The following is a 23629-nucleotide window of genomic DNA, read 5'->3' on the forward strand; positions in this document are numbered from 1 at the left end:
GAGTAGGGAAATGTATCTGGTCTTAGACCGATGCGCTACTGCTATCCTTATCCGATGTCTGCCATTTGCCAACTTCTTAGTTGGCACAATTACAATTGAAAAATTTGCCATATTGCTTTTAGGGTTTTGTTTTATAAATAACTATTCTCCATACAACGAAAAAGGAATAAAAATCCTCTCTGAACACTCTTTCTTAATAAAAAAATGGATTCATTGCATGGATTTTCGTGCAAAAGACGGTATTTTCCATGCTTTTGTACGATTCTTCATTGGTATTTCTTCACTAACTCCTTATGTTTGCAACAGTTTTTCACAGGTATTTATAATAAAGTACCTTTCGAAAACAGAATCTAACTTTTGTTTAACTTAATATTACTATATCATTATGAAAAACTACGGAAACTATATGAATGTATATGAATCTATGCAGTTATTAACATCGAGCGCAAGTCTTTTTTTGTTAGCCACGATACCAAACTTCTTTTTAGCAGATTTTTAATTATAACTTAATATAATTTTTAGTATTATGAGAAATGCAATGATTCGAAAGCGGCATTTGCTGCTACTATTGTTCCTCTCTTCCTTTTTCCTGTCCTGTGAAGACAAGATGGATGAACACTATGAAAAACCGGCATGGCTGAAAGGTACGGCTTGGGAAGTTCTTTCTTCCGATGAATACGGAAGTAAATATTCTATGTTTCTGGAGGCTGCGGAATTATCTGGTTTTCGTCCTGTACTTGATGGGAAAAGTATAGCTACGGTTATGGCACCGGATAATGATGCCTTTGCTGACTATCTTGAAAAGAAAGGTTATGTTTCGGTGAAGGATATACCAACAGACGACTTAAAGAAGTTAATTGGTTTTCACTTGATCTATTACTCTTATAATAAGAGCGACCTTGAGAATTTTCGCCCAGAAAACAATTCGATGGGGGAGGATGAAGAAGAATTAGGAATGCTACAACCGGGAATGTACTACAAGTTTCGTACGCATAGTACTAGCCCTGTAACAACAGAAGTCGACCAGATAAATAAGAAAACAGTAACAGTTTATCATTTAGAACGTTTTCTTCCGGTTTTTTCTCATAACATATTCAAGTCAAAAGGTATTGATGCCAAAAAGAACTATGAATATTTTTATCCAAACTCCACATGGACAGGGGATGACGGTTTCAATGTATCTAATGCAAGCGTTACAAATTATCAGATTATAGCCAATAATGGCTATATATATACTATTAATAAGGTATTAGAACCACTTGAGACAATTTATGATGCAATGAAGAAAAAAACAGAATATTCTGACTTTTTAGACTTCTACAATACATATAGTACTTATGAATACGACCAAGATCTGTCTAATAACTATAGTAATGCTGTAGGAGTAGATAGTCTCTTTCTGCATAAACACCAAAACTATGGTTTGGCTAATATTGCTCTGGAATGGCCTGTTTCTAATTACCGTCTATTTCCAGAATTGGCATCTATCTCATATAGTGTTTTTGCTCCTTCGAACAATGCTTTTGATGACTTCCATAAAAAGTATTGGTTGCCGAATGGTTATCCGACACTATCCAATGTAGATCCATTGCCTGTTAAACTCTTGATTGATCAATGTGTATATGGTGGTTCAATTGTTTTCCCTGACGAAGTGAAAACCCTTAAAAACAATTATGGTACTTCTTATTCGTTTGACCCGTATACAGTAAAAGATAAAAGTATTTGTGTGAATGGTAGTTTTTATGGGCTGGATAAGTTAGAAATGCCGGATATGTTCCAATCTGTCATAGGTCCGACTTTCCTTAATGCAAAGTATGTTGACTTTTTGTATACTTTATATCAAGCTGGTATGTTGCAGATTTATAGTTCGGATGTTACTAAGTATACCTTCTTGATAACGAGTAACGAAAATTTTGAAATCAGTGATATGAAATTAGTTCCTAACGGAGTAGAATATATGTTAGGAGAGCCGGGTGATGATGATAGTTATAAAGCCGTTTCTACGTCTACCTTGCGGCAAATCTTGAATGTACATACTGTCGCCGGTGAAATAGACCTTAAAAAACAGACAAGAGGTGTGTTCTCGACTCAAAATTCTGCTACATATTGGTTCGTGAGGAATGGAAAGGTTGCTACAAATGATAATTTTAACAGTATTTTGGGATTAACTCCGGATGAAACAACCCTTTCTTCACTTTTTGTTGATGTAGAAGAAGTGAAAAATGATGGAGCTGACTGGAATAATGGGAAAGTGTATGCATATGCAGCAAATGATGCAGGTGTATTCGGCTATACTACAGGAAAAACGATGAAAAGTCTGTTAACTTCTGCAGTTGAAAAGAAATATCCTTATTTTGTTTTTGCGCAATTGATGAGAGTAGCTGATATGTTCCATCTTATGGAGGATGGCAAAACGTATGCATGGTGGACAGAACTGTCAGGTCGTATCGTAGCTTTTATTCCTTCCAATGATGTATTGGCAAAAGCTTTGCAAGAAGGAGGGATTCCGGGAATAGAAGGTTCTGTCGGTGCTGATGGAGTTCTAAATGCTACTGTTACCGATGCCGATGCTTTGAGGACATATCTGACGAACTATATTTTCAATTCTAAATCTACTCCGCAGGTGTCCGGATGTCCTTATATTGGATCGGATACGTGGTTGACAGGAGCATATCAGGCGATAAACGGTGCGACTGTAAATTACAATGACAATGGTTCTTCTTTGTCTGTGCAGTGGAAGGGAGGGGCAGTGCGTAATGTGGTGCCTGACTATGAATATTTCCCGTTTGCATTCAGCGACGGTGCCTTCCATATAATAGATGGTGTTTTTAATTAACTGAATATCTGATAGTATGAAACAGATAAATAAAATCTTTTTTGTATTGATAGCCATTCTTCTATCCAGTGTGATGGAAATGGCAGCGCAGACGCGGAAAGTCGTATCCGGTACTGTTACTGAATTGTTGGGTACATCTGCTGAGCCTTTGGTAGGTGTCAATGTGAACATTGTTAATAATCAAAACCGCTCTTTAGGTGGTGGAATTACTAACTTAAATGGGCAGTATAATGTGACTATTCCTGAAGGAGAAACAAATCTTACGATTGTATTTTCTTATATTGGGATGCAAACCAAGCGTATAAAGTATACAGGTCAAACCTTATTGAATGTCCGTATGGACTCGGATACTAAGTCCATAGACCAGGTAGAAGTTACTGCTCGTCGTATTGAGCGTAATGATATGGGAATCACAAATAAGGAGATGGTTTCTGCTACTCAAAAAGTTAAAATGGATGATTTGGTGGCAACTGCCCCGGTTGTATCTGTGGAAGATGCTCTTCAGGGACAGTTAGGTGGTGTTGATATTGTGCTTGGGGGTGGTGATCCTGGAACCCGTAGTGCTATTCGTATCCGTGGTACCAGTACTTTGAATGCTTCATCCGATCCATTGATTGTCATTGATGGTGTACCTTATCCAACAAGCATTAGCGATGATTTTGATTTTTCTACTGCCAATGAAGAAGATTTGGGAGCACTTTTGAATATCTCTCCCAATGACATTGAATCCATAGAAGTATTGAAAGATGCTTCTGCCACTGCGATTTGGGGTACACAGGGTGCCAATGGTGTATTGGTCATTAAAACCAAAACAGGAACTACGGGGAAAACAAGTTTTTCATTCTCTTCTAAATGGACTTTAAAGGAAGAACCGAAAACAATTCCGATGCTGAATGGAAAGGAATATACTTCACTCATGCAGGAAGCACTGTGGAACTCTGCCAGATATATAGGATTGCAAAATGGAACGAACTCTTATTTGGATAAACTGACTAATTCGAATGCTATTGGTGACAATCCGGATTGGCAATATTATGACGAATATAACCAAAATACTAACTGGCTGGATTACATACGTCAGGATGCCTTGCTTTCAGACAACAGTTTTTCAATGAGTGGTGGTGGTGAAAAAGCTACTTATCGTTTTGCATTAGGCTATCTGAGTGATGTTGGTACTACTATTGGAACGTCTATGAAACGTTTCAATACTTCAATGAGAGTAGACTACAAATTCTCTAACAAATTGAATTTTGGTGCAGACTTTTCTTATTCACAAACCGGTAAAGATGCCAACTGGACAGATAATGTTCGTGCCCAGGCATTGAGTAAGATGCCGAATAAATCTCCTTATACAGTCAATGACAGAACAGGAGCTTTAACAAACGATTATTTTACATATCACGACCCTGAATTTGAAGGTAATTTTAGTGTAGGCAGTAACTATAAAAATGCTCAAAATTATAATCCTGTGGCCATGGTTTATGAAGCTATGAATAACACTGTACAACGGGAAAGTAAGGTCAACTTTCGTGCTGATTACACTATTTTGCCGGGATTTGTTTATAAAGGGCTGGTGTCTATTAATATGCGTACTACTAAAACACGTCGTTTCTTGCCGCAAGTTGTGACAGGAGTGAAGCAGGACAGTGAATATAACAACCAAAGTGGAGACGCCTATTCCGATAAACTTTCACTTCAGACTGAAAATAAGTTGATGTATATTAAAAACTGGAATAACAAGCATAATTTGATTGCCAATGCGGTAGTGCGTACTTCCCAGGATCTCAATTCCAGTTATAATAGCATTACTTATGGTAACGCCTCTTCAAGTCTGTCGGATCCAACAGTGGGAACTGCTGTTTATAAAATGGATTCAGGTGAGTCGGAAACCCGTAGTGCAGCTTTTATTGGAGTAGTGAATTATACGTTGTTGGATCGTTATGTATTTCATGGTTCAATGAATGCTGAAGGTAATTCGGCAATGGGTCGCAATGAGCGGATGGGCTATTTCCCGGCTGCAGGGTTTGCTTGGAATATTCAGAATGAACCAATTTTGGAGAAAGCTAGAGATCGCTGGTTGGATGAAGCAAAAGTACGTTTCAGTGTAGGACAGAGTGGACGTGCACCTAGTGGTTCAGGTGTTTACTTGGGAGCTTACAAAAAAGGGGATGACTATATGAATATGTCAGCTACTAAACAAGATCGTATGCAGTTAGATAATCTGAAATGGGAAACCTCGACCGAATATAACTATGGTGTAGATGTGTCTACATTTGGAGGACGATTGAGATTTACATTTGATTACTACCGCAAATATATCGAAGATCTGTTACAGAAGGAATATAAATTGCCTTCAAGCTCAAGTTTCGGGACTGTGAAATATTCCAATTCTGGAAAGATGGAAAACAAGGGGTGGGAATTCCGTGCAGACATTATAGCCTTGAGAACAAAAGATTGGACCATCAGTGGTTATGTAAACTTTAGTCGTAATGAGAATCGTATTACTGAATTGCCCGGTAATATGAATCAAGAGAATTATGAAGCAAAAAATGGTACTTATGCTGCTCGTGTGATTGTGGGACAGCCTATCGGTTCATTCTATGGTTATCGTTATCTGGGAGTTTATCAGAATACAGATGCTACGTATGCACGTGATGCAGAAGGGCAGGTGATGAATGATGCCAATGGTAAGCCTATTGTTATGAAAAATCTGACAGCTACTTGTCAGCCGGGAGATGCCAAATATGAAGATGTCAACCATGATGGTGTTATTAATCAATACGACATCGTTTATTTAGGAAATTCAAATCCTGTGGTAACAGGTGGAGCAGGATTGACTGTTAAATGGAAACAATTGTCACTCAGTGCTTTCTTCCATGGACGCTTCGGTCAATCCATTGTTAATAGTACTCGCATGAATAACGAGGCTATGTATAACGCATCTAATCAAAGTACGGCAGTACTGCGGAGATGGAAAAATGAAGGGGATGAAACGGATATTCCACGTGCACTCTTTAATCAGGGATATAATTACTTGGGATCAGACCGTTTTGTAGAAGATGCTTCATTTGTCCGTCTGAAAACACTGACTTTGAATTATGCATTCCCCAAAAAGATATGCAACAGATTCGGAATTAACTCTCTGAGTATTTTCGCAACAGGCTACAATTTGTTTACGTGGACTAACTATACCGGTCAAGATCCGGAAGTCTCTATTCCGTCAGAACCAACGAAACTGGCAACAGACGGCTCGACAACTCCTGTTGCAAGAAAATATACATTTGGTATAAATTTAAGTTTCTAATGCGATTATAATGATGAAAAAGATATTTATAAGTTTAACAATTGCCGGAGCAAGTCTGCTGCTTTCCGGTTGTAATGACTGGCTGGACGTGGTTCCCAACAACGAGCAGGTGGCTGCGGATTACTGGAAGACGAAAGAACAGGTTGAAGAGGTACTGGCACAAGGCTATTCAGAAATGCGAACAACAGTTCCATCCCTTGTTTATTGGGGGGAACTCAGAGGAGGTTCAGTTTATGCTTACCAGGATACTAAGATGCAGGATTTACAGAACTTTCAGATAACAGCCTCATCTACTCTTTGCAAGTGGGGACCGTTTTATAATGTTTTAAACGTTGCCAATTCTGTTATTAAATATGCACCGGACGTACAGGCTATCGATGAAACCTATAATGAGGCTGTAATGAACTCCAATTTGGCAGAAGCATATTTCATGCGTGCATGGATTTATTTCACGCTGGTACGTAACTTTAAGGAAGCACCGCTTATTTTGGAACCTTATATGACTGATGATTATGCTGTTTCTGTTCCGAAGTCTTCTGAAGAGAGAATCGTTGCCCAAATCAAATCGGATATTGAGACGGCATTATCTACTGGGGCTGCCAAAGAGTTTTATGATGATGATAACTGGAGTGGCATGACAAAAGGACGCATAACAAAGTGGGCATTATATGCGTTGATGGCGGATGTTTGTCTGTGGAGTGAAGATTATGAAAGCTGTGTTGAATATGCAGATATGTTGATTAATTCAACATCTGCTTATCGTCCTGCATTTGTGGAGGATCCGACTCAATGGTTCAATATGTATAATCCCGGCAATAGTAATGAGTCTATCTTTGAAATAAATTTTGATGAAAAAACTTATGCGCAAACAGCCAATAGTCCATCTACTGTTTACCCTTGGGGGATCTCTTCAATTGCGAAATTCCAGTATTCCAAAGCGATGTGTCAGCGTTTAAATCAGGAATATACGCACTATCCGGCTTCAATACGTACTTATCTGGGTGCTTTTAAACCATCTGGAAACAGTACATCTGTAGAAGGATATTGCATTTGGAAATTTCAGGGATCTGGTTATATGCTGGATGGTGACCGAGGTACGAAAGATGCCAATTGGATTCTTTACCGTATGGCTGATGTTTTGTTAATGAAAGCGGAAGCTTTAATTTGGCAAGGTGGTGAGACAAATTATACTACCGCCTTGGAATTGATAAATAAGGTGCGTACCCGTACTCAAATCAACAAACTGGATGATGATGTTAAATCCGACGAGGAAAGAATGCTGAAAGCTTTGTTGGAAGAACGGGATATGGAACTTGCTGCTGAAGGAAAACGCTGGTATGATCTGGTGCGTTTCGGAAAAGCGAAGAACTATAAGTATAAGACATCGTTTATAGATTTGATTGTAGCCAATAATTCTTCTATTGGTTCTAAATGGCTACGTTCAGTGTTGAAAGACAACAATGCTTGGTTCTTACCTATCCATCAGGACGAAATAGACCGTAACCCGGTACTGACTCAAAATCCTTATTATGATGTAACTGCAAATTAATTAATTGCTATGAAAAATATAATAAAACTTTGTTTATTGCTCGGATTCGTTGCTTATTATTCGTGTGATGATCCGTATAAAGACACGGTATATCAGGTGTACGATGTACAGCCTGCGGGCAGTTATCTTCAAAACCGTTCGAATGACTTTTCCGAATGGATAAAGATACTGAAATATGGAGACTTGTTTAATGCAATCAATCGTGCCGACGATGCTTTTACCGTACTGGCACCTACAAATGATGCTGTACAACGGTTTTATGAAAAGAAGAATATTTCTTCTATAGAGGAACTAGGACGTGAATATGCGCGTACTTTGGCTAAGTATCATATTATCAATGACTCCATTGATCAAGAAGAATTTGTGAAGGGGGGCGAACTACCTGGTAGAACACTTTCGGGGGATGCATTACAGATTACTTTTGATGACAATACTGTTGAAGGTGGGCTTAGTTCCGTGTTTGTAAATCAGGAAGCCCATGTGAGTGAATTTGCCATAACTACTGCTAATGGACGTATATATGTACTTGATGATGTATTAAACCCTGCAATAGAGACCATTTATGAACGTCTCTCAACAAAAACAGATCACAAGATTTTCTGTCAGGCATTGGAACGGACCGGATGGCGGGATACATTGAATATTGTAACATCTTTGCTTAGTGGGCCATCTGGAATGCAAGTAGAGCAGAAACGAAATTTTACAGTACTTTCAGTATCTGATGAAGTATTTGCTGGAGATGGAATTTCTTCTTTCGATGACTTGGTTGCTAAACTGAATGCTGGCTCTGATTATGAAAATCGGGAAAACGCCTTGAATAGTTATATTGCTTATCATATACTGAATGGGGCGCGTACACTATCTGCTTTTCAAGCATATGACAATATCTTGGAGAAGAAAAAACTGTGGGGTACCAGAGCTGACAGCCTGATTTTAGCCTCTGAAGTAAATCAAATCTGTTATTTGAATGATGACGGAAATGGTGCAGGCGTAACATTTGTTACTGAGAAAGCCAATGAACTGGTTAAGAATGGTTATATACAGCCTATTGATGGTTATTTGCCTATTGTGTCACAGGAGCCTGTTGCTTTCGCTTTTGACTTTTGTGATTTTCCAGAAATCGCTGCCTATGTTGCTGCTTATGGGAAAGCGCAACCTTATCAGCAACGTTCTCGCGATGAAAGTGAAGAGTATACGAACTTGGCGAAGCTTGTTGGAAGAACAGATATCGTTTCTCAGGTGGAATGTTATCAGATGACATTGGGTCCCAGTGGAGCTAAAACTTCAGAATGGAACTATTTGCAATATGGCATAGCTCGCGGATCTGAAACATATGACTGGTGGAAGCTTTTGAACTATGATATGCTTGTTATTAATATCGGGTATAATGGAACGTTGACTATGACCACACCGGTCATTTTGAAAGGAAAGTATAAAGTCACTTTGTTCTTTGCTTATGAACCTACCATGAAGTTTATGGGTGAAAGAGCCAATAACAGTAACGGAGGGTTGACTGCATTCTCATTTGATGGTTCTAATTCAAGCTCCAAATCTAGTTCTAAACGTGTTTATGACGGTAAAAAAGATGATACTAATCATACTTACGAAAGTATTACACTGTTCGATGCTATTGAGTTTGATAAAACGCAGTCACATTCTTTGAAACTGACAATACAAGACCCGACTGCAAGCACAAATGCAAATTTCCGTTTAATGTTGGATTATTTATTATTTGAACCTGTAAATTAAGTGAAGCCATGAAAGATTGTAAATATATCATAGCATCTGTCGTTGTTTCTATTGGACTGTGTGCCTGTTCGGATGATTGGAATTCACACTATTCCAAGCAGGAAACAGTTGTGGAAAACATGAACATTCAACTAGTGGATAAACCGGTCAGTGAATTTCTACAAAGTGAACCTGAATATCAGGACATGTATAAGTTGTTTGAAGAAACCGGTGTTATTGAAACAGTGAAAGAAAAAGAGTTATTATATACCATGATGGTAGTAAATAATGGTAAGGAGGTTGATGCCGAAACAGATAAAGCATTCCTTGCACAATCTCACATAACTGATGCCTATCTTTCGCCAAGTAGCCTGCAAGATGGACAGCGACTACTCATGTGGAATGGAAAATATGTGAATGTATCCAAGCCGGAAACAGATGTTACCCGTTCTTCAGTTCAGGAAATTTATTTTAATGGAGCTAAGGTGAAAAGGGTAATTCAGACTAATAATGCATTTATATATGAGTTGGAGGAATATATTAATACTCCTAAATCATTGATGGAATATTTGGAAACCCTTCCGGATGAGAATTATTCGATTTTCAAGCAAATGGTATTGGCTCGTACAGAAAAAAAATTTGATAAAGGCTCTAGTACACCGATTGGAATTGATCAGACTGGAAATACTGTTTATGACTCCGTATTTACAGTACAAAGTCAATATTTCAAGGATAAGAAGCTTGATATATATTCTGAGGCAATTCATGCAACATTGTTGGTTCCTAACAATGATTTGATAACGAAAGCGTTGAATGAAGCACATGCTAAATTAGACAAATGGGGATTACAACGAGAAGATTCTATTTTAGAGAATTGGATTTTCCAAACCGCTTTCTTCAAAGAACAGTATGAGAAAGAAGTCTTTGAAGACGAAAATAAAATAGACCTATACTCTATTTTTGATCAGCAATGGCGAACAACGGTTAATAAAGTAGATGTTAATAATCCTGTTCAATTAAGTAATGGAGTGGCTTATAAGGTAACCTCACTAAAGATTCCAACAAATAAGATTCTGATTTGGAGGTTTAAAGAAAGATTTGAGACTTTGGATCAGTTAACTGAGGATCAGATTAAAGAGTTTTATTATCCCGAATATAAATATATCGGTCAGTATGACAAAGATTTTGGTGAGAATATAAAGCTGAATAGAGTGAAATTTAATTGTTTTCCTAGTCCTGGATATTTTCAACCTAATCCTAATTGGCCGAAACTTCAGTATGGAATATTGATACTTAATGCACGGGATTCTACTAAACCCGGCAGGTTCAAGTTCAGATGTTATCAAATGGTGGATGATCCATCATCTCCTACTGGTAAGACTCCGAAAGCATATCTTTTCCCTCCTGGAGAATATACATTCTATATGGGATTCCATGGTGCTCATTCAAAAGTTGATGCTACTTTTTACATTAATGGTGAGGAAATAGCGAAAATGACTAAATCCCAAATAAGCGGAATTAATTTTGACCGTTCAGGTGGAGGCTACAATGAGCTTTATCATCACAATAACTATGATCGCGACGGAGGTGAAATTTGTAAATCATTCACTATTCCGGAAGGAGATCCAATAGAGATTGAAGTTACAATTGAATTGCCTATAGGTACTACTGCAAGTATGGAACCGCTATGCTGGTGTTTCCGTCCGACAGAAAATAATTATTAATCTTGACAGGTTAGAAAATGAAAAAGATAAATGAGATACTAAGCATTTCCGCACTGCTACTGTTTGGAGTAGCAAGTGTGTGGGGACAAGAAAGCCATAATCTGACGGGAAAGATTCTTTCGAACAAGAATAAACCCGTAGAGGGAGCTATTGTCACTGTTATGGATACAATGAACGTAACGACAACAAAAGATGGAACATTTCAGTTCTCTCTGAAAGACCCTTCGAAAGCAAAAGAAATCAGTGTGTGGGCACCTGGATATTTTTCAGTCAAACAATTGGTAAACGACCGTCAGCATATCATTATTATGATGACACCGGAAGATCGCTACAAATATAATGAATCGATGATACTTCCTTTCCGTCGTGAAGGGGAAATGGAACTTTCGGATTATACATCAGCTACCAATATCAACAAAAAGGATTTTATGCCCGGGACTAGTAAAATAGATCGTGCTTTAACGGGACAAATAGCCGGTTTGCAAATGAAGCGTAATAGCGGTATGCCTGGAGAAGGTAGTTATTTTAACTTACGGGGAATACGTACACTGACTGGTGATAATGCACCGTTAGTGGTTATCAATGGGGTTCCCTATATGCCTGACAAGACATCTTCAGAACTGATTGGTGGCTTTACTCGTGACATCTTCCAATTCTATCATTTGCAGGACATACAGAACATTACAGTGCTAAAAGGAGCAGAAGCTGCTATGTATGGTTCGATGGGCTCGAATGGGGTAATTTTGATTGAAACTGAGGGGGCTGCATCCAATGATATGGAAACTCGGGTAAGTTACTATGGATCATTTGGAGTAAACTGGAATGAGAAAAGAATGCCGTTGATGGGGGTAGAAGATTACAAACATTATTTGGCAGATGTAGGGATGACTATCTCTTCTGATCCGCAGAATTTCTATAAGGATTTCCCTTTTATGCAAAATCCAAATGATCCGCGTTACAACTATCTGTATAACAATAATACAGATTGGCAAAATGAGATATATCGAAATAGCATTGCTACTGATCATTTGTTTCGTGTAGAAGGTGGTGACAATATTGCTAAATATGACCTTTCACTAGGATATTACCGTGAGAATGGCTTAATGGATAATACCAGTATGGAGCGTTTCCATACATTACTGAATGGTAATGTATTGGTAAGCCAAAAAGTGAATATCTTTGCTACTCTTGGTCTGGCATATTTGAACGGACATTATCAAATGCAAGGTATGGATATTGCCACCAATCCGATTTTGGCTGCTTATGGAAGATCTCCTATGTTGAGTCCGTATGATAAAGACCGGGATGGAAACACATTAAGTACTTATGCTCCTCATTATTATGGTAGGAGTACGAATCGCAGTTACAGTGTAAGTAATCCGCTTGCCATCATAAATACACTAAATGCTAAAAATCGTCAGTATGATTTGAATATGCGGGCTGGGTTACACTATAATCCTTTTCGTGAACTGACTTTGACAGGAACTGTAGGCATGTTTTATAATTATAACAATGAGCACGTTTTTATTCCTGGACAGAGCGATCCGACTATAGTACCTGTAAGTGATACATATGGATTACGCGAGAATGCAGTGAGTGAAGGAGATGTAGAAATGCTTGAAGTGTTTGTGAACCTGAATGCTAGTTATAAGAAGACATTCAATTATGTGCATCAATTGAACGCTATTGCAGGTTGGCAGATGCTGACATCGAAGTATGAATATGATGCCGGAAACGGACGCAATACAGGTAATGATTTCTATCAGACATTGGGAAGCACTAACACTATAGGACGTTATTTCTCTGGATATACTACTAATTGGAACTGGATGAATTATTATGCACATGCTGATTATACTTATAACAATATATTACAGGCATCTGTGAATATGGCTATAGATGCTGCTTCATCTACAGGTACAGATGTCTCCCGTTTCTATGTCTATCCATCGGTAGGAGTTACTTTATTGGGTAAAGGCTGGAAGCTGTTTCAGAATGCTGACTGGATGAATAAATTGAATGTGCGTGCTGAGTATGGATTAACAGGTAATACTCGTTTCTCGTCTACAATGGGAGGATTTTATTATTCTACCGCTCCTTATATGCAACTTTCAACTATTGTTCGTTCTAACATACCGAATACTTCATTGAAACCGGAACGTAATGCATCGTTGAATGTAGGGCTGGACTTGTCAGTACTCCGTGATCGTTTGAGCATGTCTGTTGATTATTACAACAATCAAATCAGTGACATGATTACCGCTATGCCTACAACTTCCGTTCACGGTTCAGGAATGTACTATGCCAACGTTGGCAAAATGGAGAATAAGGGAGTTGAATTCTCTTTACAGGCATCTTTGTTACGTACACGCAATTTTGAATGGATTGTGGGTGGGAATATTGCCAAATCTACAGCTAAACTCAAAGCACTAGGTGGTGAAAAACAAGTAATACTGGATGGTAATTATAATGGCATGCAACTCGTGAATCGTGTGGGTGAGTCTCCTTACCAATTCTATGGTTATCAAGCTGATGGAGTTTTCTCGACTCAGGCTGAGGCTGATGAAGCAGCTCTTGTCAATCGTACAGGTAGAAGCTATAGTGCTGGTGATGTCCGTTTTGTTGATCAGAACGGTGATCATAGAATTGATGATAAAGACCGTGTATTGTTGGGCAGTGCATCTCCTGACTATTTCGGAGGTTTCTATACTCAATTGAAATATAAAGGTCTAGCTCTTTCCGCAGAATTCTCTTATTCAAAAGGTAATATGGCATATAATGCTGTAAGACAACAACTAGAATCCATGTCCACTACTAATAACCAGAGCTTATCTGTGCTGAACCGTTGGACAGTAGATGGTCAAAAAACAGATGTACCACGCGCAAGATGGAAAGATCCTGTAGGGAATAGTTATTTTTCTTCACGTTGGATTGAAGACGCTTCTTACTTGCGTCTAAAGAACGTGACATTGAGCTATACTTTCTCCAAGACAGTGTGGAACTTCTTCCGTTCAGGAACCCTTTATGTTACAGGTGAGAATTTGTTGACTTTTACTGATTATTTGGGAATGGATCCGGAATTCTCCTCTTCATATTCGGAGAATGTTCAAGGATTAGATTACGGTAAATTGATGCAGCCCAAAACAGTAAAAGTGGGCGTTAACTTAAAATTCTAACAATAATGAAACGAATTTATATAAATATAATATTGATAGGAGTACTAGTGTTTATAAGCACTGGATGCAGCGACTTCTTTGAAACGGATAATGATACGCAGTTGAGAGGAGACGATTACGTTAAGGAAGTTGGGGAACTTTATTCCGGTTTTTTGGGTATTGTCACTAAGATGCAAGCTATTGGCGATAAGGCTATTTATCTGACTGATATACGTGCTGAATTGTTGGAACCGACAGAGAACACTCCGAGTGAGTTATATAGTCTTTATAATTATGACGATGATTTGAGCGGAAATTCATATGCTGATCCTGCTAAATATTATGATGTTATTATTGCATGCAATGATTATATGCATAAAGCGAAAGAATACAAGGATGCTCATGAAACTTCTATTGATGCTGATCACTATAAAGGACTTATCAGTAGTGCAGTTAGAGTTAAAGTATGGATATATCTTACTTTAGGAAAGATATATGGGCAAGCTGTTTGGTTTGATGATCCGGTATATGGTATGGTCGATTTCTCAAAATATGAAACAAAAGATCTGACGGAAATCATTGATGCTTGCGATAACTTGCTAAATACCGGATATGATGGAATAGATGGTACCTATCTGATGAAATGGGGGGAATGGTTGGATCCGTCGGAAGGCTCCACATCTGTTTCCGACGAATATAAAAGATGGGATATGATGGTTCCGGAATTTTTTGTATTGAAAGCAGAAATAGCATTATGGAAGAATGACGGAGCTACAGCAGCCAGTCTGTTGTTGTCGGAAATGAATAAGGCATTCGAAGGATGCGCTAATAATTCGGGCGAAGTGAAGTATATGCGTTCAGGAAGTTATTCTACTCAGTATGGAAGACAGTATGATAATGCTACTCCGGTGAATGCTGCTACTGAATCGGTAATTATGTATGATTATAAATATAACCAGAAGAATTCATTGTTAAAGCATTTTGATTACAGCGGTGGGTATATGTTGCGTGCTGCGTTACCGGCTGTGAAACGTTTTAAGGATGTAACTTTCAATCCTCCTTCTGACGACAAAGCCAGAGAGACTTCAGATGGGCGATTTAAGGCGTTCAAAGAAATTGTAGTAGATGAAGAATATTCTATTCAGAAATATCGGGGCTTTAGTAAATCCGGACATAAAGTAGAGAACGATGATGTACATATTAATATTTATCACACTGCAGATCTTTACTTTATGTTGGTGGAAGCATTGAATCTCCAGAATCGCTATACTCCGGTATCTGTATTGATGAATAAAGGTGTGAATACTTATTTTAACAACGGTGACGTTACCTTAGGTGACCCGGTGATGTGGCAAGGATTTACCAACCAATGGACAAAATTTGATGGACGCGGATATCCGGATGCGGGTATCCGGGGAATTTTTGGAAGTTTGGGAAACCGTGAAATTTGGGAAACAGAGGATGATATGAATGCTGCATTGGAAGAAAAACCGGAACTTGAGGAAGAGTATAATTTGAGTGGACTGTCTGATGCTCAACAGAAAATAAAGAAACATAACGATATTGAGTTGCTAAAGGAAGCATTACTTGAATTTCCATGTGAAGGTAAAACTTATCCTCTCATGATTCGCATTGCCAAACGTTGGAATGATTATTCACTTATTTCCCGTTTTGTATGTGAGAAATATCCAGAGAGCAAGCAGGCTGAGATAAGGAGCAAGATTGAAAATAGTAATGCTTATTTTGTACCTTGGGATTTGACTAAGACAGCTTCTTCTCATTAATTCAAACGGTTTAACTTCATTAAAAGAAAAGTATGAAAGATATGACAAAAATAGCATGTTTGCTTTTGGGACTGATGTTATCAGTCCCCTTGGCTGCGCAAAAGACATATTATATGGATCCGGAAGGAGAGGATACCAATCCGGGAACGGAAAGTAAACCTTTTGCTACAATAATGAAAGTACAAGAGGTGGTAGCAGCAGGAGATGTAGTTTATATTAATCCGGGGATCTATGTGGTTCCTGCTGATCAACCCCCAATGACAACCACTACCAATGGACTTTATCATTGTGTGTTTGATATGAGTAAAAGTGGAGAGGCCGGTAAACCTATTTCTTATCTGGCAAATCCTAATAAGTCCGGTAGACCGATATTCGACCTTTCTCAGGTTAAGCCAGTGGGGCAGCGTGTCACTGTGTTTTATATAACTGGTTCTAATCTACATTTTAAGGGATTTGATGTGATTGGAACTCAGGTAACCATAACAGAACATACTCAGTCTGAATGTTTTCGTGTTGTACAAGGAGCCAATGATAATTTATATGAGGACCTAAAACTTCATGATGGTATGGCAATCGGATTTTATCTGACTGGTGGAAACAATAATCATATTCTCAATTGTGATGCATATAACAATTATGACACAGTTTCCGAAGGTGGGAGCGGAGAAAATGTAGATGGTTTCGGATGCCATATCAACGGGCAAGGCAGAGGTACAGGCAATGTGTTTGAGGGATGTCGTGCTTGGTATAATTGTGACGACGGATTTGATTTAATCAACTGCTTTGATGCTGTGAAGATTATCAACTGTTGGGCATTTTATAACGGATATAAGCCGAATAGTCTAGATGCTGCCGGAAATGGTACGGGATTTAAAGCCGGAGGCTATGGAATGAGTACAACTACATTGCCAAAATTGCCAAGTGTGATACCTCAACATGAAGTACGTGGTTGTCTTGCATATTATAACAGAGCCAGAGGCTTTTATGCTAATCATCATTTGGGCGGAATTATTTTTGAAAACAATACTGTAGCAGCAAGCGGAAGTAACTTTGACATGAGAAACCGTAAAGACGGTATTACTTTACCTCCTGAAGATATTTCCGGCTATGATCATATAATCAGGAATAATCTGTCTTTTGCAGGTGAAAGAGGGAGTACTATTTTGGAAATGTTAAACAGAGGTAAGAGTACCGTAGAGAACAATTCATTCGATTTAATAGACGTATTGGCGGATACTGATTTTTTAAGTTTGGATGAAACGGAGTTGCTGAAAGAGCGTAAGGCTGACGGAAGTCTGCCTGATATTAATTTTTTGCGGTTGACTTCTGATGCTGAATTACGTTTTTGGGGTATGGGATGTTTTGCCTCGAATGATGCAAGCAAACTCAAATTCGATTGGTTGAAAAAGCCGACTATCGTTGTGGTGGGTAACAGAGCAAGTGTCGTTGGACCTAATGCTGACCAATTTACGAAGATATACGTCAATAAGAACGGGGAAGAGCAGGAAGATGCTTATGATAAGACGGCCGATCTGTCGTCATATAGCGGTATCCTGAATCTGAAAGCTACCGTGGAAGATGCAAATGGAAACGTAACAAGCAGTATTACATTGAAAATAAAAAGATAATAACCGAATAATCTTAAAAGGACATGAAACAGTTTATAAATGCTCATATACTATGTTTTGTTTTGATCCTGTTGCAGTTTAGTCTCTTTTCTTCCTGTAAGGATGATGATACTGTGGGAGAACTAAAGCTTGATCGTGCAGCTATCCAAATCAAGGAAGGAAGTGAAGGTATATTGAAGGTGGAAAATGGGAGTGGTGGATATCAGTTCTCTTTTTCTGACGAGGGGTATGCGTCAGCTAAATACCGTGAGAATCTAATTTATATCAAGGGAGAGAAATACGGAAAGGTGACAATGAAAGTAACCGATATGGAGGGACATATTGCTACCTTAGATATCGTAATTGTATCAAAGGTATTGAATACTGATACGCAGCGATTTGTCTGGGGAGATATGATAGAACTTAATAAGGCTAACAATTGGGCGATAACGCAAGAGGTATGTAGTATTGCTGTCACTAATTTGATGGAAGGAAAACAATTTATACTCTCGTGGGATGGTGACTCTTCTGTAGGAGCAAAGGATAATGCTAAACTTCTAATTTTAAGTAATCAGGAGGCAGAGGAGCCTCAAGAACTCATTTTGGCAGGAATGGAAATCCTTCAAATAAAAGATGGACTTTGTTCAGTTGTTTTTAGTACAGATGAGAAGGTCGGAGAACTGGTGTTTATACAGTGATTCTGATTGAATAAAAATAGATTAGAGTGTTATTCTTATCTTATTGCCACTTATTGCGTATGGATTATTAAGATTCATGAGACAATAAGTGGCAATCTTTTTCTATTGGAAACATAGTAAAACTGGAAAAATATGTAATGGTTGCACAAATAGACATAGAAATGAATGATATTCTATTTCTTTCTTTGATGACCTTTCTTATTTTTGCAACATCAGATAGTTTATTTGCATATGAAAAGCATATCTATTTTTTTGTTCTTGCTTATTACTTTGGCATCGAACGCCCAGGATAATAAAACCTCCGGACTCAACGCCCGTCAGTTTCATAAATACTGGAAAGTAGAGTCCGAATCTCCGGATTATAAAGTAACCTTTCGTGGTGATACTGCTGAAATTCTTTCTCCCAAAGGCTTAACTCTTTGGCGAAAAGAAAAGATGAGTGGCAAGGTAACCATTGAGTACGATGCGTGTGTCGTTGTTGAGGCAGAAGGCGATCGCTTGAGTGACTTGAATTGTTTTTGGATGGCTTCGGACCCTCAGTATCCCGATAATATATGGAAACGTGAGAAATGGCGTAATGGCATCTTTCTGAACTGTTATTCCCTGCAACTTTACTATATGGGATACGGTGGGAATCATAATTCTACTACACGTTTTCGCCGTTATGACGGCAACGAAGCGGCTGTTACAAATGCAAAAGCCCGTCCCGCAATCTTGAAAGAATATACAGATGCCGACCATTTGTTGGAGGCAAACAAGTGGTATCATATCAAGATAACGAATGAAAATAATAGGGTTAGTTATTATATAAATGGAGTGCGATTGGTGGATTTCCGCGATGCCGAACCCCTTACGGAAGGTTGGTTCGGCTTTCGTACCACCTTGTCCCGAACTCGTATCGCCAATTTTCATTATGAATGTTCGTCGCAGGAAACTTCTGAAATACCATTACACTGGATCGGTAATACTCCGCAGCAAAACAAAGCGGTAAGTTTGGGAGTTCCCTTCAATGAAGGAGAATTATACCCGGAGCACACTTTGCAGCTGATGACCGATAAAGGTGAAATGCTTCCGACAGATACTTGGGCATTGGCCTACTGGCCCGATGGTTCTGTGAAATGGAAAGGGATAGCCGGAGTTATTCCGAAAAATACGGAGAAACTGCTACTCAAAAAGACCGGAAAAAAGTCAAAAGAAAAAGCATCTTCAAGGACTGCCGATGATCGTAGCAATAAATTATCCCTATCTGTTGTTGAAACACCTCAAAGTATCCGCATAGAGACAGGAATTATTTCCGCTTACATCCCTCGTCAGGGAGATTTTATGATTGACAGTCTGTTCCGTGAAGGAGTGAAAGTCGGTGAAAAAGCACGTCTTGTATGCAACACTCAAAGCGAACCGGTCCTTGAAAATACTTCTCAAATCACTTTTACTAACTATACCGGAAGATTGACATCGGCCACAGTAGAACGTATAGGTAAGGTGCGGACACTCGTCAAACTGGAAGGCACCCACAGAAGTGAAACCGGACGGGAGTGGCTTCCGTTCGTAGTCCGTCTCTACTTCTACGCCGGAAGTGAGCAGATCAAGATCGTACATAGCTTTGTGTACGACGGAGATCAAAATAAGGATTTTATTCGTGCCTTGGGCATTCGTATGGATGCTCCTATGCGTGAAGCTCTTTATAACCGTCATGTCGCTTTCTCTTGTGCCAATGGAGGCGTCTGGAGTGAACCGGTACAACCGCTGGCAGGACGGCGTAAACTGACACTCGGCAAAGAGGATACACTTTCTCTGCAACAGCAACAGATGGATGGCAAACGCATTCCGCCTTACGAGGCTTTTGACGGGAAGAATCGTGATCTTCTTGATAACTGGGCTTCATGGAACGATTATCGCTTGTCTCAACTCTCTGCTGATGCTTTCTCCATTTGCAAACGTGCCAATGACAATAATCCCTGGATAGGAACTTTCTCCGGCACCCGTAGCGGAGGTTATGCTTTTGTCGGTGATATTACGGGAGGTTTGGGACTCTGCCTGCATGATTTTTGGCAGTCATATCCTTCATCCCTCGAAATATCGGGCGCCAAAACTTCATCTGCAACGATCACGGCATGGTTATGGAGCCCCGAAGGAGAACCGATGGACTTACGTCACTACGATAATGTCGCTCATGATCTGAATGCCAGCTACGAAGATGTTCAGGAGGGAATGAGTACTCCTTATGGCATTGCCCGCACCACTACACTCACACTTATTCCACAGAAAGGTTATGCAGGAAAAAAGGCTTTTGCCGATGTTGCTGAATCACTCTCAGAACCGGGAATATTGCTGCCCACACCAGACTATCTTCATGCACAGCAGGCTTTCGGCGTATGGAGCCTTCCGGACCGGAGTACTTCTTTTCGTGCGCGGGTAGAAGATCGCCTGGATGCATATATTGATTTTTATCGTAAAGCCATAGAGCAGAATAAATGGTATGGCTTTTGGAATTATGGAGATGTGATGCATGCTTATGACCCGGTCCGTCATACTTGGCGTTATGATATAGGTGGATTTGCCTGGGACAATACGGAACTGGCTTCTAATATGTGGTTGTGGTACAACTTCCTGCGTACAGGTCGTGAAGATATCTGGCGTATGGCAGAAGCTATGACCCGTCATACAGCCGAAGTGGACGTTTACCATATCGGACCGAACGCGGGATTAGGCAGCCGACATAATGTCAGCCATTGGGGATGCGGTGCCAAAGAAGCCCGGATCAGTCAGGCTGCATGGAACCGTTTTTATTATTATCTCACTACCGATGAACGTTGCGGTGACTTGATGACTGAAGTAAAGGATGCCGATCAGAAACTATATGAATTAGACCCTATGCGGCTGGCACAGCCTCGCAGTGAATATCCCTGTACGGCGCCTGCCCGACTGCGTATCGGTCCGGACTGGCTGGCGTATGCCGGAAACTGGATGACGGAGTGGGAGCGTACAGGCAACACTGTTTACCGGGATAAGATCGTAGCCGGAATGAAAAGTATAGCAGCCCTGCCCAACCGTATCTTTACGGGACCCAAAGCGCTGGGTTTCGATCCGGCAACGGGAATCATCACCAGTGAATGTGATCCCAAGCTGGAATCTTCGAATCATTTAATGACTATTATGGGTGGTTTTGAGGTAATGAACGAAATGATACGTATGATTGACCTTCCCGAATGGAAAAACGCGTGGCTGGACCATGCGGCACGTTATAAGCAAAAGGCGTGGGAATTGAATCATAGCCGTTTCCGAATTTCCCGTCTGATGGCATACGCTGCTTACCACAAGCGGGATGCACTAATGGCAAAAGAGGCATGGGAGGATTTATTCACCCGACTGGAACATACACCTGCGCCTCCTTTCCGGATCACTAAACTGTTTCCACCCGAAGTTCCGGCCCCTTTGGATGAATGCGTCAGCATCAGTACAAATGATGCGGCACTTTGGAGCCTTGATGCTATCTATATGCAAGAGGTCATTCCGATGGATGAATAATAGCTAGAAGAAAGCGGTTAATGCACTGTCAGTGAAATGCATTAACCGCTTTATGAATATATCAGATGAGTCTGTCTCTTATTTCAAGTACTGTTTCAACGGGCAATCAGCCATTTTCAGTCCATCTGCGATGCTTTTGGCATTCATGTGCGCTCCTTTCAAAGAAGTATGCGTATGGTCATTGTTATAATAATCTGCCGCTTTCTTGATACCTTTCTTTTCGAGCTTGTCAGCACTTATTTTATTCAGGTCGATAAAATAGGCTCCGGTAGCTTCGGCAGCTTCGCGTGTCCATTTGCCGAAGGAGGCAGTGTTGCGTTCTATCTTTCCGTCTTTCCACTTATTGCGTGGGGTATGGCTTAAAACGATAGGTATCGCACCCTTTTCCTGAACGTCCATGATAAACTTCCTGAGATACCAGCCGAAAGTATAAATGACTTGATATTTACCTGTTTTCTCCATTAAAAATACTTTGCTTTCTTCTCCGGAGCCGGGCAATTCGGCACGGGCTTTTCCGGTATTTATCTCTCCAGCGTCATTGTGTCCGAACTGGATAAGAACAAAGTCTCCCGGTTGGAGTGCATGATATACTTTATCCCAGCGACCTTCGTCAAGGAATGTACGGGCGCTGCGTCCTGCCATAGCACAATTCTCAACAGATATCTTATTCAGATCAAACTCATCTGCTATCACGCTGCCCCATCCCCACATACCGTTTTTATCGTTATCTTTATTTTTAACCGTACTGTCACCGATGGTAAACAATACCGGGCGTCCTTCTTTGCGACTCGAACCGGTAGCTTCATCCTTTTCAACAGGTTTCAGATACTTTGCCAATTCCAGCCCTTCGCAGGCGCGTATTCCGTCAGCGGCAGATTCGGCATTCACTTTGGCACCAAAAGCGCTGGTATGAATGCGGTCGATATAGAACATATATTTCACTTTATTCTTGCCGAATTTCTCAAACTTGCGGGCGCTGATATCATTCAAATCAATGAAAGGAACATTCTGTTCTTCCGCTACTTGCTTTGCCCACAAACCGAATGTTTTGTTGACACGGGTAATGATGGTGCTGTCTTTGTCTGCCCATGCATTGCGGGGAGTCAGGGAGAATAAAATCGGGTGTGCTCCTTTGGCTTTTACATCGTTGATGAAACGGCGCATATATTCGCCGTATGTGTATACGGTCTCTTGTGCTCCGGTTTCTTTGATTGTCACATTCAGACTGTCCTTGCCGATTCCCGGAATGGAGGCGCGGGCACGTCCGCTGTCATAGGGGCCGTTATCATTGTGTCCCAGTTCGATGATTACCCAGTCTCCGGCTTGCACGCCTTTGATTACATCCGGCCAGAGGCGGTTGTAGAAGGTGCGGCTGCTAGTTCCTCCCAAAGCATGATTCTCAACGGTGATTCGGTTGGAGTCGAAATAATCTCCTGCGTAATATCCCCAGCCCCATTGGCCGTTGTTGCCGTTTCCTAAAGTACCGGTGCGCATGGTAGAGTTGCCGATCAGGAATAAGACCGGATTGTTACCTTTACGGCTTGCTCCGGCAACGGGGCGTGCCGTGCGTGCTTTATTCAGACTGTCCAGTGTGTTGTCTACCACCTGATTCACATCTTTCATTGGAGAAGCAATGTTGTTTTGTGCCTGCATCTGCAAGCTGCATATGATGGCTGTGAGCCAGCATAAGCAGTGAAATACCTTGTTTTTCATTTA

Annotated in this window: 12 protein-coding genes; 11 read left to right on the plus strand and 1 reads right to left on the minus strand. The window is 40.1% G+C overall.

The genetic code is table 11. The features are described 5' to 3' along the window. From HMPREF9007_RS27400 to HMPREF9007_RS22530, 11 genes are all read left to right on the plus strand, one after another. Positions 1–370 (plus strand): hypothetical protein (locus HMPREF9007_RS27400; protein WP_277754604.1); only part of this gene is annotated, 370 nt, incomplete at its 5' end. A 156-nt stretch (positions 371–526) separates the two neighbouring features. After that, entirely contained in the window at positions 527–2836 is a 2310-nt protein-coding gene (locus tag HMPREF9007_RS22575) for a fasciclin domain-containing protein (RefSeq protein ID WP_117576861.1), read from the plus strand. Positions 2837–2852: 16 nt separating this feature from the next. Continuing rightward, on the plus strand, positions 2853–6140 hold the full coding sequence (locus HMPREF9007_RS22570) for a SusC/RagA family TonB-linked outer membrane protein (RefSeq protein WP_008759838.1): 3288 nt from the start codon (positions 2853–2855) through the stop codon (positions 6138–6140). A 13-nt stretch (positions 6141–6153) separates the two neighbouring features. Next, positions 6154–7689: a RagB/SusD family nutrient uptake outer membrane protein gene (locus HMPREF9007_RS22565; protein ID WP_016268534.1), complete on the plus strand. Its 1536-nt coding sequence runs from the start codon at positions 6154–6156 to the stop codon at positions 7687–7689. A 9-nt stretch (positions 7690–7698) separates the two neighbouring features. Further along, positions 7699–9438: a DUF5108 domain-containing protein gene (locus tag HMPREF9007_RS22560; protein WP_008759840.1), complete on the plus strand. Its 1740-nt coding sequence runs from the start codon at positions 7699–7701 to the stop codon at positions 9436–9438. An 8-nt stretch (positions 9439–9446) separates the two neighbouring features. Further along, positions 9447–11141 carry a hypothetical protein gene (locus HMPREF9007_RS22555; protein WP_008759841.1) on the plus strand — a complete coding sequence of 565 codons (1695 nt, stop codon included), beginning with the start codon at positions 9447–9449 and terminating at the stop codon, positions 11139–11141. A 17-nt stretch (positions 11142–11158) separates the two neighbouring features. Then, entirely contained in the window at positions 11159–14317 is a 3159-nt protein-coding gene (locus tag HMPREF9007_RS22550) for a SusC/RagA family TonB-linked outer membrane protein (RefSeq protein ID WP_008759842.1), read from the plus strand. Between the two features lie 5 nt (positions 14318–14322). Next, entirely contained in the window at positions 14323–16080 is a 1758-nt protein-coding gene (locus HMPREF9007_RS22545) for a hypothetical protein (RefSeq protein WP_016268532.1), read from the plus strand. A 41-nt stretch (positions 16081–16121) separates the two neighbouring features. After that, a complete protein-coding gene (locus HMPREF9007_RS22540) occupies positions 16122–17708 on the plus strand; it encodes a DUF4990 domain-containing protein (protein ID WP_008759844.1) in 1587 nt (528 codons plus the stop codon). Between the two features lie 23 nt (positions 17709–17731). Further along, positions 17732–18385, plus strand: a complete 654-nt coding sequence (locus HMPREF9007_RS22535; RefSeq protein ID WP_008759845.1) for a hypothetical protein — start codon at positions 17732–17734, stop codon at positions 18383–18385. Positions 18386–18616: 231 nt separating this feature from the next. Continuing rightward, on the plus strand, positions 18617–21913 hold the full coding sequence (locus tag HMPREF9007_RS22530) for a DUF6250 domain-containing protein (protein ID WP_032850053.1): 3297 nt from the start codon (positions 18617–18619) through the stop codon (positions 21911–21913). A 78-nt stretch (positions 21914–21991) separates the two neighbouring features. Here the strand turns inward: HMPREF9007_RS22530 and HMPREF9007_RS22525 are convergent, their stop codons facing one another. Next, complete coding sequence (locus tag HMPREF9007_RS22525) at positions 21992–23626, minus strand: rhamnogalacturonan acetylesterase (RefSeq protein ID WP_008759847.1); 1635 nt, start codon at positions 23624–23626, stop codon at positions 21992–21994. Between the last annotated feature and the right edge of the window lie 3 nt (positions 23627–23629).

It is taken from the genome of Bacteroides sp. 1_1_14, from assembly GCF_000162515.1.
GTDB classification, from domain to species: Bacteria; Bacteroidota; Bacteroidia; order Bacteroidales; family Bacteroidaceae; genus Bacteroides; species Bacteroides thetaiotaomicron.

Coding starts and splice junctions, on each gene's coding strand:
- HMPREF9007_RS22575 (WP_117576861.1), top strand. CDS start 527: ATGAGAAATGCAATGATTCGAAAGCGGCATTTGCTGCTACTATTGTTC.
- HMPREF9007_RS22570 (WP_008759838.1), top strand. CDS start 2,853: ATGAAACAGATAAATAAAATCTTTTTTGTATTGATAGCCATTCTTCTA.
- HMPREF9007_RS22565 (WP_016268534.1), top strand. CDS start 6,154: ATGAAAAAGATATTTATAAGTTTAACAATTGCCGGAGCAAGTCTGCTG.
- HMPREF9007_RS22560 (WP_008759840.1), top strand. CDS start 7,699: ATGAAAAATATAATAAAACTTTGTTTATTGCTCGGATTCGTTGCTTAT.
- HMPREF9007_RS22555 (WP_008759841.1), top strand. CDS start 9,447: ATGAAAGATTGTAAATATATCATAGCATCTGTCGTTGTTTCTATTGGA.
- HMPREF9007_RS22550 (WP_008759842.1), top strand. CDS start 11,159: ATGAAAAAGATAAATGAGATACTAAGCATTTCCGCACTGCTACTGTTT.
- HMPREF9007_RS22545 (WP_016268532.1), top strand. CDS start 14,323: ATGAAACGAATTTATATAAATATAATATTGATAGGAGTACTAGTGTTT.
- HMPREF9007_RS22540 (WP_008759844.1), top strand. CDS start 16,122: ATGACAAAAATAGCATGTTTGCTTTTGGGACTGATGTTATCAGTCCCC.
- HMPREF9007_RS22535 (WP_008759845.1), top strand. CDS start 17,732: ATGAAACAGTTTATAAATGCTCATATACTATGTTTTGTTTTGATCCTG.
- HMPREF9007_RS22530 (WP_032850053.1), top strand. CDS start 18,617: ATGAAAAGCATATCTATTTTTTTGTTCTTGCTTATTACTTTGGCATCG.
- HMPREF9007_RS22525 (WP_008759847.1), bottom strand. CDS start 23,626: ATGAAAAACAAGGTATTTCACTGCTTATGCTGGCTCACAGCCATCATA.